Below are 15,481 nucleotides of genomic sequence, written 5' to 3'. Positions count from 1 at the left end.
GTGCGGGAAGAGCGCGGGCCGCTGATGATCGCCCTCGCGTGCGCGCTGGCCTTCAACGTCACCGACGCCATCCAGCGGGCCCTGCCCGACTACCCGTCCGCCGCGCAGCGGAAGATCGAGGACAGCGACACCGCCAGGCAGCAGCTGTCCGGGCTGTACGACAACTCCGACAAGGAGCTGTCGCGCTGCGAGGACGGGGTGAACGAACTTCGCTCCTGCGGCAAGGCGCCCACTGTCGAAGGCATCTCGAAGTGGCTCAACACCCCCGGCGGAGCGCCCGTCACCCTCGAATCGCTGCGCGGAAAGGTGGTGCTGAACGCGGGCAACGTCGCCGACCAGGCGAAGAAGCTCGGGGTGACCTGCCCGGTGGCCCTCGACAACAAGCTGTCCACCTGGAACAACTACCGCAACCGCTTCTGGCCCGCCAAGTACCTGATCGACGCGGACGGCACCGTGCGGTACTTCAACCACCGCGCCAGGAACGTGAACGTCGTCCTCTCCGGCGAAGGGCCGGTCCAGGTCTCATCCGGTCCGCACCCCACGCCCACCACACCTCACCCCGCCAGCACGTCCAGCGCCCGGTCCACGTCGGCGACGGTGTTGTAGAGGTGGAACGAGGCACGCACGTTGCCCGCGCGCAGCGAGACGTACACCTCGGCCCGCCGGAGATCCGGCTGACGGTGCTCCAGCCCCGGGACGGAGACGATCGCGGAGGGCCCGGAGACCGGGACGGGCTCGTGCCCCAGGGAGACGAGTCCGTCCCGGAAGCGGGCGGCGAGGGCGGTGACATGGGTGTGGACCGGCTCCACACCGATCTCCTCCAGGAGCGCCAGGGACGGTTCGGCGCCGTGGTACGAGAGGAACGACGTGGCCTCGTCGTAGCGGCTCGCGGTCCGGCTCAGCGGGGAGACCGGGCCGTAGTTGCTGCCCCACAGGTCCTCGCCGTTGAGCCATCCGGCGTGGATCGGGGTCAGCGACTTCTGGGCCTCCTCGGTCACGGTGAGGAAGGACGTGCCGCGCGGGCAGAGCAGGTACTTGAACGCGCCGGTGACCGTGTAGTCGTACGCCCCCGCGTCCAGCGGCAGCCAGCCCGCCGACTGGCTGGCGTCCAGCAGCGTACGGGCCCCGTGCGCGGCGGCGGCCTCCCGTACCGCCGGCAGGTCGGCGAGCCGGCCGTCCGCCGACTGGACGGAGGAGAACGCGACCAGGGCGGTCCCCGGCCGTACCTCGTCGGCCAGGCGCTCCAGCGGCACGTACCGGGGCCGGAGATCGCCCCGCACCGCGAACGGGGAGACGACCGAGCTGAACTCCCCCTCGGGCAGCAGCACTTCGGCCCCCGGCTCCAGCGAGGCCGCGATCAGCCCGACATGGACGGCGACGGCGCTGCCCAGGGCGACCCGCTCCGCGTCCACCCCCGCCAGCCGCCCGAACGAGGCGCGCGCGGCGGCCAGTGTCTCGAAGCTCCCCGCGCCGTCGCCGCGCCGCCCGGTCGCGTTCGCCTCGGCGAGGGCCTGGACGGCGGCGACGGACCGGCGCGGCAGCAGACCGCAGCTGGAGGTGTTCAGATACGTGGTGTCGGGCGCGAACTCGGCGCCTGCCAGGGATTCCATGGCTCCACCCTGGAACGCGCGGTGCGCCCGGTCAATCACGCATCTGTTGAGAGCTGACCCAAGCGATGCTTACACATGGCTCCCGGCCTGCGAGGATCCCGTGCGCGGCACCTCGCACGCGCCGTCGGCGTCGCACACCGCGGCGCCGTCCGTGCCCGTTTCGCCCGCGGTGACGCCGATCGGGGTGAGGGCCGTGACCGTACGGGTCTGCCACGCCTGCTCCAGCGCCTGGGCGAACACCTCGACCGGCTGCGCGCCCGAGACCCCGAACCGCCGGTCGAGCACGAAGAACGGCACGCCGCTCGCCCCCAGCTCGGCGGCCTCCCGCTCGTCGTCCCGTACGGCCCGCGCGTACGCGGTAGGGTCCGCCAGCACCTCGCGCGCCTCGGTCTCCGCGAGACCGGCCTCGACCGCGAGCGCGACAAGCGTCTCGTCGTCGTAGACGGAGCGCTCCTCGGCGAAGTTCGCCCGGTAGACGATGTCCAGCAGTTCGTTCTGCCGACCGCGCGCCTTGGCCAGGTGCAGCAGCCGGTGGATGTCGAAGGAGCCGCCGTGGTCGCGCCCCTCGGTCCTGAACCCGAGCCCCTCGGCGCGCGCGTGCCCGGCCACCGTCTCCTCCATGGCGCGCACCTGCTCGGGGCTCCGCCCGTACCTGGTGGCCAGCATGTCGGCCACCAGCCCGGTCTCACCCCGCGTCCGCTCCGGATCCAGCTCGAACGACCGGTGCACCACCTCGATGTCGTCCCGGTGGGCGAACCCGGCGAGCCCCTTCTCGAACCGGGCCTTGCCTATGTAGCACCAGGGACAGGCGATGTCGCCCCAGATCTCGACGCGCATGTGTCTGCTTCTCCCCATGGTCACGGCATCGCTGCCTCGCTCCGGTACGGAGGCACCCTCCGCGGGTACGGGAACGCCGACGGCCCGCGCCTTCATTCCCGGGAGGCCGCACTCCGGGCCGGGCGGGGATGGGGACGCGGACGGGGACGGGGACGGTCAGCGCACCTGGTGGATGTAGAGGGCGCCGCACGCGTGGCAGAGCGGCCGGCCCGCCTCCGTGCCCCACGCGTCGGCCGACTGTGTGACGGCGTCCGGGGCGAGGTCCCGGCCGCAGAGCCCGATCGCTTCGCCGGCCCGGACCATGTGCCACACCTCGAACCGGGAATCGGCGTCGCGGGGTGAGCGCCCGTCCGCGTACTCCGCGCGCATTTCGTAGTCCATGGTGCGTCTCCTGATCGGCTCGTACGGTGCGACGGCCGGGCCGTCCGGCGGACCGGCGACGCATGATTTCCGCGTGGACCGGCGCTTGAAACAGCGTCGGGCGGTCCTGCGGCCGTCAGAACACCGGGGTGAACCGGACGGAGCGCAGCTTCAGCCGGCTGCTCGCCGAGCCGCCGGGCGCCAGGGTGTAGCGCTCGCCGTCGCAGTCGGGCCCGGTGAAGACCGTCGCCCGGGAATCGGTGCGGTTGCGCGGTGAGTGCGCGGGCGGGAGGTATTCGCCGGCCGCGCCGGGGATCGTGACGCAGATCCAGCTGTCGGGGTTCTCCAGCACTCCGGTGTGCGGATCGCCGTCGAGGCCCGTGTACGTGTAGGCGAACTCGCCCTCGGCCGCCGCCGCGGATCCGGAGGCGGAGACGAGCAGGGCGAGAGCGCCGAGTGCGGCGACAAGTGCGGTACGGGTGCGCATGGCAGGTGACTCCTCGGGTCGGTGACGGACTCACGCTCCCCGACCCGGTGCCCCGGGAAGAGCCGCACCGGCCTCGTGTCACCTGAAAGGAGTCATCGGCCGGCCGTGCTTCATATGCCGATATGACGGACGGCCGTCGCTGTCACAGGACTCCCTTGCGCCACTCGCGCAGCAGCAGATAGCCGAGATAGACGCCGCCGATGGCCATCGTGTAGATGCCGACGGGCAGGTTCTCGAACAGGGGCAGCTGCTGTGCGCAGAGATCGGCGAGGACCAGCAGCAGCGCGCCGATCAGGGCGGAGAGCATCAGATGCGGGCCCGAGCCCCGGGTGAGGCGTTTGGCGATCTGGGGCGCGGTCAGGGCGACGAAGGAGATGGGGCCCGCGACGCTGACGGCGCCCGCCGAGAGCACGATGGAGAGCAGGACGGCGAGGGTCTTCGTGGTGCGCGGCTCGGCTCCGAGGCCGCCCGCGATCTCGTCGCCCATCTCGCCGATGGAGAGCCGGCGCGCGATGAGGGCGGTGAGCGGGGCGACGACCAGCAGGACGAGCCAGATGGTGGTGGCGTGGTCCCAGGAGCGGGCCGCGAGGCTGCCGTTGACGTAGGCGGTGAGGATGGCGGCCTTGTCGCGTTCCACCGCGTAGACGACGTACTGGATGACCGCAGTGGCGATGGCGGCGACGCCGATCCCGGCGACCACCAGCCGCCCGGGGTTGCGGAAACCGCTGCCCGTCGACACGTACACCAGCGCCATGGCGAGCGCGGCTCCGGCGAGCGCGCCCGTCCACACCGGTACGGTGCCGGGCAGCAGCAGCGCGACGATGGCGGCGCCCGCCCCGGCGCCCGCGCCGAGGCCGATCACGTCGGGGCTGCCCAGCGGGTTGCGGGTGACCGACTGGAACAGCGCGCCCGAGAGCCCGAAGGCCGCGCCGGTGCCGATGCCGACGACGAGGCGGGGGCCGCGCAGGCGTTCCAGCACGAAGGCGTCCTTGCCGCGCGCGCCGCCCGTGAGGGCGTCGGGGAGGTCGGCGAGGGAGACGCCGAGCCGGCCGAGGGTGAGCGTGGCGGTCGCGGCCGCCAGGAGCAGGACCACGGTGACGAGCGCGACGACGACGGAGATCCGCCGGACGGGCAGCGCGACGGCGCCCCCGAGGGTGAGGAAGCCGCGCGGGGCCGCGCTACGGGTGCCCCCGGCGCCCGGGAGACCCTTGGCCCCCTCGGTCCCCGCGGTCGGTTCGGTGCCGTCCGGTCGCTCCGCCTCCGTACCGGCCGGTGTGCGCGTCGTCATGCGTTCCCCCTCATCCTGCGTACGGCGAAGAGCAGCGCGGGTGCCCCGATGAACGCCGTCACCACACCGACCATCAGCTCCTGCGGGCGCAGCACGACCCGGCCCACCACGTCCGCGAGCAGCAGCAGCGCCGGTCCCAGGACGGCGGAGAACACGATCTGGACCCGGAAGTCGACGCCGACCAGGGCCCGCACGATGTGCGGTACCGCCAGACCGACGAAGGCGATGGGGCCGACGGCCGCCGTGGCCGCCGCGCTGAGCAGCGTGGCCGCGATCAGGCCGCCGCCGCGCAGCAGGGCCGGGTTGGCGCCGAGGGAGGTGGCGGATTCGTCGCCGAGCGCGAGGGTGTTGAGTCCGGGCCCGAGCAGCAGCGCGAGGAGCAGCCCGGCCGCGGCGAACGGCAGGACGGCGGTGAACACGTCGAAGTCCCGGCCGCCGAGGGCGCCGACGACCCAGTACCGGTAGCTGTCGAAGACCTTCGGCCTGCTCAGCGTCACCGCCTGGATGAACGCCATCAGGACGGCGGAGAGGACCGCGCCCGCGAGGACGAGCCGTACCAGACTCGTGCTCGCGCCCGCCGAGCCGATGGCGTGCACGAGCACCCCGGCCAGCAACGCCCCGGGCAGCGCCCACCACATGGTGTCCGTCGTGCCGGAGGCGCCGAGGAAGGCGGTGCCGGCGACGACGCCGGCCGCCGCGCCCGCGTTGATCCCGAGCAGCCCGGGGTCGGCGAGCGGGTTGCGGGTGACGCCCTGCATGAGCGTCCCCGCGACGGCGAGGCAGACCCCGGCGAGCAGCCCGAGCGCGGTCCTCGGGTAGCGGCTCTCGATGACGGTGGTCACATACGGGTCCGCCGTGCCGGACAGCGCGTCCACGACATCGCCGAACGAGGTGGTCCTGCTGCCGAACATGACGCTCGCGAGCACCGCGAGCACGAGCACGACGAGCCCGGCGATCAGGCTGTACACCAGCCGAGCGGTCCCCGCACGCGAGGTGCGGGCACCGCTCGGCGAAACGTGTGTGGTGGTGGTCATCCGGTTACGACACGCCTTACTTGTCGAGCTTGTCGAGTCATCCGCCCAGTGTGACCAGTCACTTGTCGAGTGTGGTGAGGGCCTTGTCGATCAGCGGCAGGTAGCGGTCGATGACCCACGGGACGGTCAGCGGGTTGATGATCGACGAGGCGGTGACGAAGGAGTTGTCGTTGCTGGCGACCACGGATCCGCGCTTGACGGCGGGGATCGCTCCGTACAGCTTCTGCGCCTCGATCTCCTTCTTCGTCTTGGCGTCGCTGTAGAAGGTGAAGACCAGGTCGCTGTCCTTGAGCTTCTCGGCGTTCTCCAGCCCGATGAGCGCGGAGGCGGTTCCCTCGGTCTCCTTGAACGTCTTCACCACGGGGTCGGGGGTGAGGCCGAGCGAGGAGACCATCTTCACGCGCTGCTCCTCCGGCAGGAACACCCCGAGGGTGCCGGGGCCCGAGGTGTAGATGTACGAGAACGAGACGTCCTTGTACTTGGGCCGGGTCGCCGCGGCGTCGGCGAGCTGCTTCTCGATCTTCGTGGTGAGCGTCTTCGCCTCGGCCGGCTCACCGAGCGCCTTGGCTATGATCTCGATCTGCTCGTCCCAGTCCGTGCTCCACGCCAGCTTGGGGTAGGCCACGGTCGGCGCGATGTCGGACAGGATGTCGTACTGCTCCTGCGTGATGCCGGACCAGGGCGCGAGGATCACATCGGGTTCCAGCTCGGTGATGGCCTCGAAGTCGATGTCCTCGCCGCCCGCGAACTGGGTGGGCGGTTTGTCACCGTTCTTCTTCACGGCCTCGTTGATCCACGGCAGGTAGCCGGACTTGTCGCTGCCCCACTCGTAGCTCTCGATACCGACCGGGGTGTGGCCGAGCGCGATGGCGGTCTCGGCGGACCCCTGGCCCAGGGTGACGACGCGCTCGGGCTGTTCGTCGATCTTCGCCGTGCCGAGCGCGCTCTTGATGGAGACGGGGAACGCGCCGTCGGCGCTCTTCTCCTTCGAGGACGAACCGGTCGACTCCGTGTCGCTCGACGAGCAGCCTCCGAGTACGAGCGCGAGAGCGGCCACCGTGGCGGTGGCCGATACGGTGAGGGTCTGGCGACGCGCGCGAGTGAACCAAGCTGGCATGGAGGGTCCTTCATGTTTTCGTCGGGCAGCACGGATCGCAAATTCTTAGGTAAGCCTAAGCTAAGCCCGATTTCACTTTCAACCGCCCTGCCCGAAGCGGCCCACGCGCACCATGAACAGGTGGAGGGGGCGGCCGCGAACGGCCGCCCCCTCCACCTTTCCCGTACCGAGCCGGTCCGGGTCAGTTCTCCCTGCGGCCGTCCACCCGGCGCGGCAGGTCCAGCGGGTTGTCGTCGCGCAGCTCCGGCGGGAGCAGCGCGGCGGGCGTGGACTGGTACGAGACCGGGCGCAGCCAGCGTTCGATCGCCGTGGTGCCGACCGAGGTCGAGGTGGAGGTAGTCGCCGGGTACGGGCCGCCGTGCTGCTGCGCGGGGGCCACGGCGACGCCGGTCGGCCAGCCGTTGACCAGGACGCGGCCCGCCAGCGGGGTGAGCGCGGCGAGCAGTTCGGCGCCGCCGGGCTGGGTGCCCGCGCCCTCCTCCTCGGCGATCTGGAGGGTGGCGGTGAGGTTGCCGGGGAGGCGGGAGAGCACCGCGGTGATCTCGTCGGCGGAGGTGTAGCGGGCGACGACCGTGACGGGGCCGAAGCACTCCTCCAGCAGCAGGTCGTGCGGGCCCTCGGCCGTGAGCAGGGCGGCGGGCAGCGTCAGGAAGCCCGCGCTGACGGTGTGTTCGCCGCCCGCGCCGGGGGTGATCGGGGCGTCGACGTCGGGGAGCGCGGCCCGTTCGGCGACGCCCGCGACGAAGGCGTCGCGCATCCGGTGGTCGAGCATCACGCCGGGCTCGGTCTCGCTGACGGCCGCCGTCAGGGTCTTGAGCAGCCGGTCGCCGGGCTCACCGGCCGGGGCGAGCACGAAGCCGGGCTTGGTGCAGAACTGGCCTACGCCCATGGACATCGAGCCCGCGAGGCCGGAGCCGATCTGCTCGGCGCGCTCGGTCGCGGCGGCCTCGGTGATCACGACGGGGTTGAGGGAGCCCAGCTCGCCGTAGAAGGGGATGGGCGTGGGCCGGGCGGCCGCCGCGTCGAAGAGGGCGCGGCCGCCGCGTACCGAGCCGGTGAAGCCTGCCGCGGTCACCAGCGGGTGGCCGATCAGCTCGACGCCCGCTTCGAAGCCGTGCACGAGCGTGATCACGTTCTCGTCGAGCCCGACCTCGGCGGCGGCCCTGCGCAGCACGGAGGCGCACAGTTCCGAGGTGGCCGGGTGGTCGGGGTGCGCCTTGACGACGACCGGGCAGCCGGCCGCGAGCGCGCTCGCGGTGTCGCCGCCGGGTACGGAGAAGGCGAGCGGGAAGTTGCTCGCGGAGTAGACGGCGACGACACCGAGCGGCACCTTGTAGCGGCGCAGGTCGGGCCACGGCGGGGTGCGCTCGCCGTCGGCGTGGTCGATGTACACGTCGAGAAACGCGCCTTCGTCCACGACCTCGGCGAACGCCCGCAACTGGGCGGTCGTACGGGCGAGTTCACCGGTGAGCCGGACCGGCCCGAGCGCGGTCTCGGCGTCCGCGGCCTCGATGACGTGCTCGCCGGCCTCGTCGAGGAGGTCCGCAGCCCTGCGCAGCAGCGCGGCGCGCGTGGTGCGGTCGGCGAGCGAACCGACGGCGGCGTGGGCACCCCGTACCGCGAGGTCCACTTCCTCGGCCGTGGCCTCGTGCGCGACCTGCTCACGAGGCTTTCCCGTTCGGGGGTCGACACTCCAGACTGGTGCTGTTGCCACCGCGGCTTCCTTCCCGACTGCGCGTACCTCGGCCCGGCCACGCGTGCTCCGGACCTCTGCCATCCACTGCTGTCCCACAGGATTCGTTCGGTATTCTGAACAAGATTCCTGATAGTGAATCTTCAGGGACTCTATTTCCGCGCGTTCCATGTGGTCAAGGTCTGTCCGGGCCAGGGCCCCGCGGCATGCGGTCGAGCGGTGAGAAGGGGCGAGTGACGATGTCGGCTGCGGAGAGCGGTGGCGCGCAGGTCAAGTCCGCTGTACGGACGGTGGAGCTGCTCGAGTACTTCGCCGGGCGTCCCGGGATGCACTCCCTGGCGACCGTCCAGGAGGCGGTCGGCTATCCCAAGTCCAGCCTCTACATGCTGCTGCGCACCCTGGTCGAGCTGGGCTGGGTGGAGACCGACGCGACGGGCACCCGGTACGGGATCGGGGTACGGGCGCTGCTGGTCGGCACCTCGTACATCGACGGTGACGAGGTGGTCGCCGCGGCCCGGCCCACCCTGGACCGGCTCTCGGACGACACCAGCGAGACGATCCACCTGGCGCGTCTCGACGGCACCAATGTGGTCTATCTCGCGACCCGCCAGTCCCAGCACTATCTGCGCCCCTTCACCCGCGTCGGCCGCCGGCTGCCCGCGCACTCGACCTCCCTCGGCAAGGCGCTGCTCGCGACGCACAGCGACGAGCAGGTGCGCGCGCTGCTGCCCGAGACGCTGCCGCCGCTGACCGAGCACACCATCACGGACCGCGAGAAGCTCATCGAGGAGCTGCGCTCCATCCGCGAGCAGGGGTACGCGGTGGACCGCGAGGAGAACACCCTCGGGCTGCGCTGCTTCGGCATCGCGGTCCCCTACCGGACCCCGGCGCGCGACGCGATCAGCTGCTCGGTGCCGGTGGCCAGGCTCACCCCGGGGCATGAACAGATGATCAAGGACGCGCTGTTCGACGCCCGCGACCGGCTGACGCTCGCCACCCGCCGGCTCTGATCCGCGGGCGGGCGCCCCGGACCAGGAGAGCGCGCCGGACGAGCACATGAGGAAATCCTGAGAAGCCGGGCGCGGGGGAACGCCGGCCCCCGCCCCGCTCGTCCCTTCTCCGGGATGAACAAGACGATCAGACACACAGCGGTCATCTGCCTGGGGATGGTGCTCGCCCTCATGGTGCGGGCGACCTGGGTGCAGGCGTACGAGGCGAAAGCCCTCGCGGACGACACGTACAACCGGCGCAACGTCATCGCCCAGTACGCGCGTCCGCAGGGCGACATCGTCGTGGCCGGTTCGCCGGTCACCGGATCCGCGAAGACGGACAGCGGCGACCTGGCGTACAAGCGGACCTACACCGACGGCGCGCTCTACGCGCCCGTCACCGGCTACAGCTCGCAGGTGTACGGCTCCACGCAGCTGGAGGGCATCTACAAGGACGTCCTCGACGGGACGGACACCCTGCTGAAGAACCCGCTCGACGCGCTCACCGGCAGACAGACCAAGCCGGGCGACGTCCTGACGACGATCGGCCCCTCGGTCCAGCGGGCCGGATACGCGGCGCTCGGCGGCAACAAGGGCGCGGCCGTCGCGATCGACCCGAAGACCGGCCGGGTGCTCGCGGTGGTCAGCACCCCCTCGTACGACCCGGCGAAGATCAGCGGCACGACGGACGGCGCCGCCTGGAAGCAGCTGACCGGCGACGCGGACAAGCCGATGGTCAACCGCGCGCTGCGCCAGCCGCTGCCGCCCGGCTCGACGTTCAAGCTGGTCGTCGCGGCGGCGGCGCTGGAGGACGGGCTGTACGGGTCGGTGGACGAGAGGACCGACAGCCCGGACCCGTACACCCTGCCCCACACGAAGACCGTGCTGGAGAACGAGAGCACGTCGGCGCCGTGCGAGAACGCCACCATCCGCACCGCCCTGCGCTACTCCTGCAACACCGTCTTCGCGAAGATGGCCGATCAGCTGGGGCAGTCGAAGGTCCGGGCGATGGCGGAGAAGTTCGGCTTCAACGACGCCGAGCAGGACGTGCCGGTGCGCGCCTCGCAGAGCGTGTACCCCTCCGGCATGGACGACGCCCAGACGGCGCTGTCGGGAATCGGCCAGTTCGACGTGACCGCCACCCCGCTCCAGATGGCGATGGTCTCGGCGGCGCTGGCGAACGACGGGCTGATGGCGGCGCCGCACATGGTGTCGAAGGTGGTGGACGGCAGCGGCGGCACGCTGCGGTCGTACCGGGACGGGGACACCACCCGGATCGTCTCCTCGGCCACGGCCGCGCAACTGCGCAGCGCGATGGTGACGGTGGTGGAGGACGGTACGGGGACGAACGCGAGGATCGCCGGGGCCGAGGTCGGCGGCAAGACGGGGACCGCCCAGCACGGCGTGGACAACGACGGGACGCCGTACGCCTGGTTCACCTCGTACGCGAAGGACGCGTCCACCGGCAAGGAGGTGGCCGTCGCTGTCGTGGTGGAGGACTCGGGCGCGGCGCGCTCGGAGGTCAGCGGCAACGGACTGGCCGCGCCCATCGCACAGAAGATGATGGCGGCGGCCCTGAAATAGCCACTTCCCCCCACCTCCTCCACACAACCGGCACAGCCACTCGTCGACCTGGACCACCCCTCATGTGATCCAGGTCATCTTTGGGGTTGGCCGAAATCAGTGTTACTTTTTCGTCGTCACGAGTCTCAGCGACAAGCCCCGGCTTGCTGAGCGGCAACCCTCCTTCTGCGGTGGGGTGCCCCGGGTGATGACACGGCTCCACGCGCACACCGATGTGCCGGGAGCAAGCGCGGACCTGTCGGCCAGGTCCTGGACCTGATGACGGGAGTACGGGATGACATCGCGATCAGCGCTTTCCGCCCCTCGCGTCCCCCGTACCACTCGCACCCCTCGTGCCTCGTGGCTCCCGTTCCGGCTTCAGCATGCGCGGCAATCGCCGTACTCACTCACCGCACGGAGGAGTTCTCCCTCATGAGATCTGTCCTGCCCCGCCCCGCACGTGCCCGCGGGCGCGGCTATCTGCTGGCCCTCGCATCGGCCGGCACCGCCACCGTCCTGACCGCCGTGGCCGGCTGCGGGGTCGACACGGGCGGCGGCTCCGACTCCTCCTCCGGCAGCGGGTCCTCGGGCGGCAAGGGCGAGCAGATCACCGTCACCGCGTTCGCGGGGGCGTGGGGAGACCTGTTCAAGAAGTCCTTCGTCGAGCCGTTCGAGAAGGACACCGGCATCAAGGTGAACCTCGTCTACGGCGCCGACTCCGACTGGGTCACCAAGCTGCGCGCGGCGGGCGGCTCCAACGCGCCGTTCGACGTCGTGGCCCTCACCCCCGGCTCGCTGCACCAGGCGGTCGGCGGCAAGCTCCTCCAGCCGCTGAAGACGGGCGATCTCAGCAACTGGAAGCAGCTCGACCCGGTGCTCACCCAGCAGTCGACGATCGACGGATCGTCGTACGGCGTGCCGCTGACCACCGGCTCCAACGGTCTGCTCTACCGCACCGACAAGATCAAGCAGGCGCCCAAGGACTGGACCGACATCTTCGACAAGAAGTTCTGCGGTCATGTCGCGCTGCCCCCGCTGACGTACAACGCGGGCCTGGAGTTCTTCTCCGCGCTGGTCTCCCAGGACGGCGGCAAGCTGTCCAACCCCGCCGATGTCGACAAGGGGTTCGAGAAGCTCGCCCAGCTGAAGAACTGCGTCTCGTCCTACCCGGCGGACGCGGGCAGCGTCTCCACGGTCCTCCAGAACGGCGACGCCTGGATCGTCCCGTTCTGGGACGGCCGCGCCTTCGCCATGGAGAAGGAGGGGCAGCCGATCGGCTTCACCTACCCCGCCTCCGGCGCGGTGGGCGCGCTGACCTCGTACTACGTGCCGAAGGGCTCGAAGCACACGGCCGCGGCCTACAAGTTCCTGGACTACCTCTCCTCCGCCGAGCACCAGAAGCCGTTCGCCGAGGGCACCTTCTACGGCGCGGGCAACGACACCATCGACTACGACCCCGCCTTCAAGGCCAAGGTGAAGTACGGCGAGGACGTCTACAAGAAGTTCACCTGGGTCGACTACAAGACCGCCACTCCGAAGCTGAACGAGTGGCAGCAGCGTTGGAACCAGATCTTCAAGTGAGCGGGAACCCCACAGTGACCAGCGACCGTGAAGCGGCCGGCGAACCGCCGGCGCCGCACACCCCGACCACCCCGCACATCGAGATCGAGGATCTCGCCGCCGGGTACGAGGGGCAGCGGGTGCTCGACGTCGACCGGCTCTCCATCCGGCGCGGCGAGTTCCTGTCGATCCTCGGCCCCAGCGGCTGCGGCAAGACGACCCTGCTCAACAGCCTGGCCGGATTCGTGCGTCCCACCGGGGGCCGGATCACGCTGGACGGGGTGGATCTCACCGATGTCCCGACCCACCGTCGGGGCCTCGGTCTGGTCTTCCAGAACTACGCGCTCTTCCCGCACATGACCGTCGCGGACAACGTCGCGTACGGGCTGAAGGTGCGGCGGGTGGAGCGCGCCGAGCGGGACGAGCGGGTCGCCGAGGCGCTGCGCCTCGTCGGTCTGGAGGCGTACGCGGGCCGTCGGCCCAAGCAGCTCTCGGGCGGCCAGCAGCAACGCGTCGCCGTGGCGCGGGCGCTGGCCACCCGGCCCGCCGTGCTGCTGCTCGACGAGCCGCTGTCGAACCTGGACGCCAAGCTGCGCCGCGAGATGCGGGTGGAGCTGCGGGAGCTCCAGCAGCGGCTCGGCATCACGATGGTCTTCGTCACGCACGACCAGGAGGAGGCCATGTCGCTGTCCGACCGGATCGCCGTGATGAACGGCGGCAGGGTCGAGCAGCTCGGCTCGCCCACCGAGGTCTACCGGACCCCGGCGACCCGGTTCGTCGCCGAGTTCATCGGCGCGGCCAACATCCTGGAGGGCACCGGCGCCTCCGACGGAACGCTCACCGTGGGCGCGGCACGGCTCGACTCGGGTCTGCCCTCGCTGGTGGACGGCGCGCCGGTCACCCTCGCCGTACGGCCCGAGCGGGTCGTGGTGGCCCCCGCCGGGGACGCGGGGACGGACCGGGCCGCGTTCCCCGCCGGGAGCGCCGCTCGCGGCTCCGGGATCGTCGGCTACCGGGCCTTCACCGGCGAGGCGTGGCAGGCGCAGATCGTCGTGGCGGAAGGCGTCGCGCTCAACGCCCGTACGGCGCAGGAGCCGCCGGCCGTCGGGGCCGCGGTGTCGTTCGGCTGGGGCCCGGACGACGTCATCCGGCTCGGTGACGTCCCCGGGGACGTCAGCGAGCCGCGGAGGACGGCCGTATGAGCGCGCCCGCGACCGCCCCCGCCGACAGGACCACGGGCAAGACCACCGCCGAGACCGCCGGGAAGACCGCCCGCAAGCGCTACGGCGTGCGCGGGCTGCTGCCCGTCACCCCCGTCGTCGTGTTCCTGCTGGCCCTGTTCGTGGTGCCGCTGGTGCGGGTGTTCTCGCTCAGCCTGCACCCGGTGGACGCGAACGGCTATCCCCTCGACGGCTACTCCTTCGTGCAGTACCGCAGGGTCTTCACCGAGTCGTTCTTCTCCGAGGCCCTGTGGCACAGCCTGTTCACCGCCCTGCTGGTGACCGCCCTGTGTGTGCTGCTCGGCTTCCCCGCCGCGTACGCGCTCTCCCGGGCCCGCAAGGGCGTGGTGCGCACGCTGCTGTTCGTGGCGGTCGTCTCGCCGCTGCTGACCAGCGTCGTCGTGCGCAGCTACGGCTGGGTCGTGCTGTTCTCGGCGAACGGGGTGGTGAACCGCGTACTGGTCGGGGTCGGTCTGCTGGACCAGCCCGCGCGCCTGCTGACCAGCTATTTCGTGGTGGTCGTCTCCATCGTCCACGTCATGCTGCCGTTCGCGATCCTGCCGCTGACCACCGCGCTGGGCGGGATCGACGACAATCTGCGCCGCGCCTCGCGGAGCCTGGGCGCCGGTCCTGTCCGTACCTTCTGGAAGGTCACCGTGCCGCTCAGCCTGCCGGGCATCGCGGTCGGCGCGACCGTGGTCTTCCCGCTGGCCATGGGCATCTACATCACGCCGCTGCTGGTCGGCGGCGCGAACCAGCCGCTGGCCGGGCTGCGGGTCTACTCGCAGATCACCAGCGTCTTCGACTATCCGGTGGCGGCGGCGCTCAGCCTCACCCTGCTGCTGCTCACCCTGCTGGGCGTCTCCGCGCTCGGCACCGGGTTCCGCTTCTGGGAACGGAGACTTCATGGCTGACACCTCGCGTGCCCCGCGCGCTCTGCGCCGTGCCGGGCGGATCGCCGCCGGGCTGCCCGCCGCCGCCGTCTTCGTCTTCCTGCTGGCGCCGCTCGTGGTGCTGGCGCTCAGCTCGCTGAACTCCACGAGTTCGCTGAGCTTCCCGCCGAGCGGTCTGTCCCTGCGCTGGTACGGCGAGGTGCTCTCGTCCCCCGACTGGCTGGTCTCGTTCCGGCTCAGCGGCATGCTGGTGCTGCTGGTGGTGCTCACCACCGTCACCATCGGCACCCTCGCCGCCTACGGGCTGGTGCGCGGTGACTTCCCCGGGCGCGGGGTGCTCTCCGGGCTCGCGCTGGCACCGCTGATGGTTCCCGAGATCATCATCGCGCTGGGGCTGCTCTACTACTTCCAGGGCCTCGGCCTGGTCAACACCCTTCCCGGGCTGTGGCTGGCGCACTCCCTGGTGGCGCTGCCCTTCGTGATCCGTACGGTGATGGTCAGCGCGCAGGCCCTCGACCCGACCCTGGAGCGGGCCGCGGCCACCCTCGGCGCCGGCCGGGCCCGAACGTTCCTCACCGTCACCCTGCCGCTGCTGCGGCCCGGCATCCTCGCGGGCGCGGTCTTCGCCGCCGTCACCTCGCTGGGCGAGGTCGCGGTCTCCGCGCTGGTGTCCGGGTCGAACACCACCACCGTGCCGGTACGGATCTTCTCCGCCGTGCAGTTCCAGCTCGACCCGTCCGTGGCCGCCGTCTCCACGCTGCTGATGCTCGCCAGCGTGGTGGTCCTGGTGGCGGTCGACCGGTTCACCAACTTCTCCGAGGTGCTCTGAC

15 protein-coding genes and 1 riboswitch are annotated in these 15,481 nt (G+C 71.2%); of the genes, 7 read left to right on the top strand and 8 right to left on the bottom strand.

Features of this window, described 5'->3' with window-relative positions; translation table 11 throughout:
• The first annotated feature begins 24 nt into the window (after positions 1-24).
• Positions 25-606, top strand: a complete 582-nt coding sequence (locus tag OG627_RS27475) for a hypothetical protein (protein ID WP_329069533.1) — start codon at positions 25-27, stop codon at positions 604-606.
• Here the strand turns inward: OG627_RS27475 and OG627_RS27470 are convergent.
• The 8 genes from OG627_RS27470 to OG627_RS27435 all read right to left on the bottom strand — a co-directional run bounded on the left by OG627_RS27470 (position 555) and on the right by OG627_RS27435 (position 8,447).
• The gene (locus OG627_RS27470) at positions 555-1,610 is read right to left on the bottom strand and encodes an aminotransferase class V-fold PLP-dependent enzyme (protein WP_329069531.1); all 1,056 of its coding nucleotides are present in this window, start codon (positions 1,608-1,610) and stop codon (positions 555-557) included. The two genes, OG627_RS27475 and OG627_RS27470, sit on opposite strands and share 52 nt — an antisense overlap.
• A gap of 69 nt (positions 1,611-1,679) precedes the next feature.
• Complete coding sequence (locus OG627_RS27465; RefSeq protein ID WP_329069530.1) at positions 1,680-2,447, bottom strand: DsbA family oxidoreductase; 768 nt, start codon at positions 2,445-2,447, stop codon at positions 1,680-1,682.
• 156 nt (positions 2,448-2,603) lie between these two features.
• Positions 2,604-2,828, bottom strand: coding sequence for a hypothetical protein (locus OG627_RS27460; RefSeq protein ID WP_329069528.1), 225 nt, complete (start codon positions 2,826-2,828; stop codon positions 2,604-2,606).
• A gap of 115 nt (positions 2,829-2,943) precedes the next feature.
• Complete coding sequence (locus OG627_RS27455; RefSeq protein WP_329069527.1) at positions 2,944-3,294, bottom strand: hypothetical protein; 351 nt, start codon at positions 3,292-3,294, stop codon at positions 2,944-2,946.
• A 142-nt stretch (positions 3,295-3,436) separates the two neighbouring features.
• Positions 3,437-4,582 carry a FecCD family ABC transporter permease gene (locus OG627_RS27450; protein ID WP_329069525.1) on the bottom strand — a complete coding sequence of 382 codons (1,146 nt, stop codon included), beginning with the start codon at positions 4,580-4,582 and terminating at the stop codon, positions 3,437-3,439.
• Entirely contained in the window at positions 4,579-5,616 is a 1,038-nt protein-coding gene (locus OG627_RS27445) for a FecCD family ABC transporter permease (protein ID WP_329069524.1), read from the bottom strand. The genes OG627_RS27450 and OG627_RS27445 overlap by 4 nt, the downstream gene beginning before the upstream one ends.
• Positions 5,617-5,674: 58 nt before the next feature.
• Positions 5,675-6,733, bottom strand: coding sequence for an iron-siderophore ABC transporter substrate-binding protein (locus OG627_RS27440; RefSeq protein WP_329069522.1), 1,059 nt, complete (start codon positions 6,731-6,733; stop codon positions 5,675-5,677).
• 181 nt (positions 6,734-6,914) lie between these two features.
• Positions 6,915-8,447, bottom strand: coding sequence for an aldehyde dehydrogenase (NADP(+)) (locus tag OG627_RS27435; protein ID WP_329069520.1), 1,533 nt, complete (start codon positions 8,445-8,447; stop codon positions 6,915-6,917).
• A 218-nt stretch (positions 8,448-8,665) separates the two neighbouring features.
• Here OG627_RS27435 and OG627_RS27430 point away from each other — a divergent pair, with 218 nt between their 5' ends.
• The 6 genes from OG627_RS27430 to OG627_RS27405 all read left to right on the top strand — a co-directional run bounded on the left by OG627_RS27430 (position 8,666) and on the right by OG627_RS27405 (position 15,480).
• Entirely contained in the window at positions 8,666-9,436 is a 771-nt protein-coding gene (locus tag OG627_RS27430) for an IclR family transcriptional regulator (RefSeq protein ID WP_329069518.1), read from the top strand.
• 114 nt (positions 9,437-9,550) lie between these two features.
• Complete coding sequence (locus OG627_RS27425; RefSeq protein WP_329069517.1) at positions 9,551-10,999, top strand: penicillin-binding transpeptidase domain-containing protein; 1,449 nt, start codon at positions 9,551-9,553, stop codon at positions 10,997-10,999.
• Between the two features lie 114 nt (positions 11,000-11,113).
• Positions 11,114-11,235: riboswitch (SAM riboswitch) on the top strand.
• A 175-nt stretch (positions 11,236-11,410) separates the two neighbouring features.
• Positions 11,411-12,559: an ABC transporter substrate-binding protein gene (locus OG627_RS27420; protein WP_329069516.1), complete on the top strand. Its 1,149-nt coding sequence runs from the start codon at positions 11,411-11,413 to the stop codon at positions 12,557-12,559.
• 14 nt (positions 12,560-12,573) lie between these two features.
• On the top strand, positions 12,574-13,740 hold the full coding sequence (locus tag OG627_RS27415; RefSeq protein ID WP_329069514.1) for an ABC transporter ATP-binding protein: 1,167 nt from the start codon (positions 12,574-12,576) through the stop codon (positions 13,738-13,740).
• A complete protein-coding gene (locus tag OG627_RS27410; RefSeq protein ID WP_329069512.1) occupies positions 13,737-14,672 on the top strand; it encodes an ABC transporter permease in 936 nt (311 codons plus the stop codon). The genes OG627_RS27415 and OG627_RS27410 overlap by 4 nt, the downstream gene beginning before the upstream one ends.
• Complete coding sequence (locus OG627_RS27405; RefSeq protein WP_329069510.1) at positions 14,665-15,480, top strand: ABC transporter permease; 816 nt, start codon at positions 14,665-14,667, stop codon at positions 15,478-15,480. The genes OG627_RS27410 and OG627_RS27405 overlap by 8 nt, the downstream gene beginning before the upstream one ends.
• Position 15,481: the final 1 nt, after the last annotated feature.

Origin of the sequence: Streptomyces sp. NBC_01429 (genome assembly GCF_036231945.1) — a bacterium.
GTDB lineage: Bacteria > Actinomycetota > Actinomycetes > Streptomycetales > Streptomycetaceae > Streptomyces.
This window is presented reverse-complemented; position numbering and strand designations above follow the sequence as displayed.

Excerpts from the sequence above, each read along its gene's own strand:
- OG627_RS27475 (WP_329069533.1), top strand. The coding sequence starts at position 25 with ATGATCGCCCTCGCGTGCGCGCTGGCCTTCAACGTCACCGACGCCATC.
- OG627_RS27470 (WP_329069531.1), bottom strand. The coding sequence starts at position 1,610 with ATGGAATCCCTGGCAGGCGCCGAGTTCGCGCCCGACACCACGTATCTG.
- OG627_RS27465 (WP_329069530.1), bottom strand. The coding sequence starts at position 2,447 with ATGCGCGTCGAGATCTGGGGCGACATCGCCTGTCCCTGGTGCTACATA.
- OG627_RS27460 (WP_329069528.1), bottom strand. The coding sequence starts at position 2,828 with ATGGACTACGAAATGCGCGCGGAGTACGCGGACGGGCGCTCACCCCGC.
- OG627_RS27455 (WP_329069527.1), bottom strand. The coding sequence starts at position 3,294 with ATGCGCACCCGTACCGCACTTGTCGCCGCACTCGGCGCTCTCGCCCTG.
- OG627_RS27450 (WP_329069525.1), bottom strand. The coding sequence starts at position 4,582 with ATGACGACGCGCACACCGGCCGGTACGGAGGCGGAGCGACCGGACGGC.
- OG627_RS27445 (WP_329069524.1), bottom strand. The coding sequence starts at position 5,616 with ATGACCACCACCACACACGTTTCGCCGAGCGGTGCCCGCACCTCGCGT.
- OG627_RS27440 (WP_329069522.1), bottom strand. The coding sequence starts at position 6,733 with ATGCCAGCTTGGTTCACTCGCGCGCGTCGCCAGACCCTCACCGTATCG.
- OG627_RS27430 (WP_329069518.1), top strand. The coding sequence starts at position 8,666 with ATGTCGGCTGCGGAGAGCGGTGGCGCGCAGGTCAAGTCCGCTGTACGG.
- OG627_RS27425 (WP_329069517.1), top strand. The coding sequence starts at position 9,551 with ATGAACAAGACGATCAGACACACAGCGGTCATCTGCCTGGGGATGGTG.
- OG627_RS27420 (WP_329069516.1), top strand. The coding sequence starts at position 11,411 with ATGAGATCTGTCCTGCCCCGCCCCGCACGTGCCCGCGGGCGCGGCTAT.
- OG627_RS27410 (WP_329069512.1), top strand. The coding sequence starts at position 13,737 with ATGAGCGCGCCCGCGACCGCCCCCGCCGACAGGACCACGGGCAAGACC.
- OG627_RS27405 (WP_329069510.1), top strand. The coding sequence starts at position 14,665 with ATGGCTGACACCTCGCGTGCCCCGCGCGCTCTGCGCCGTGCCGGGCGG.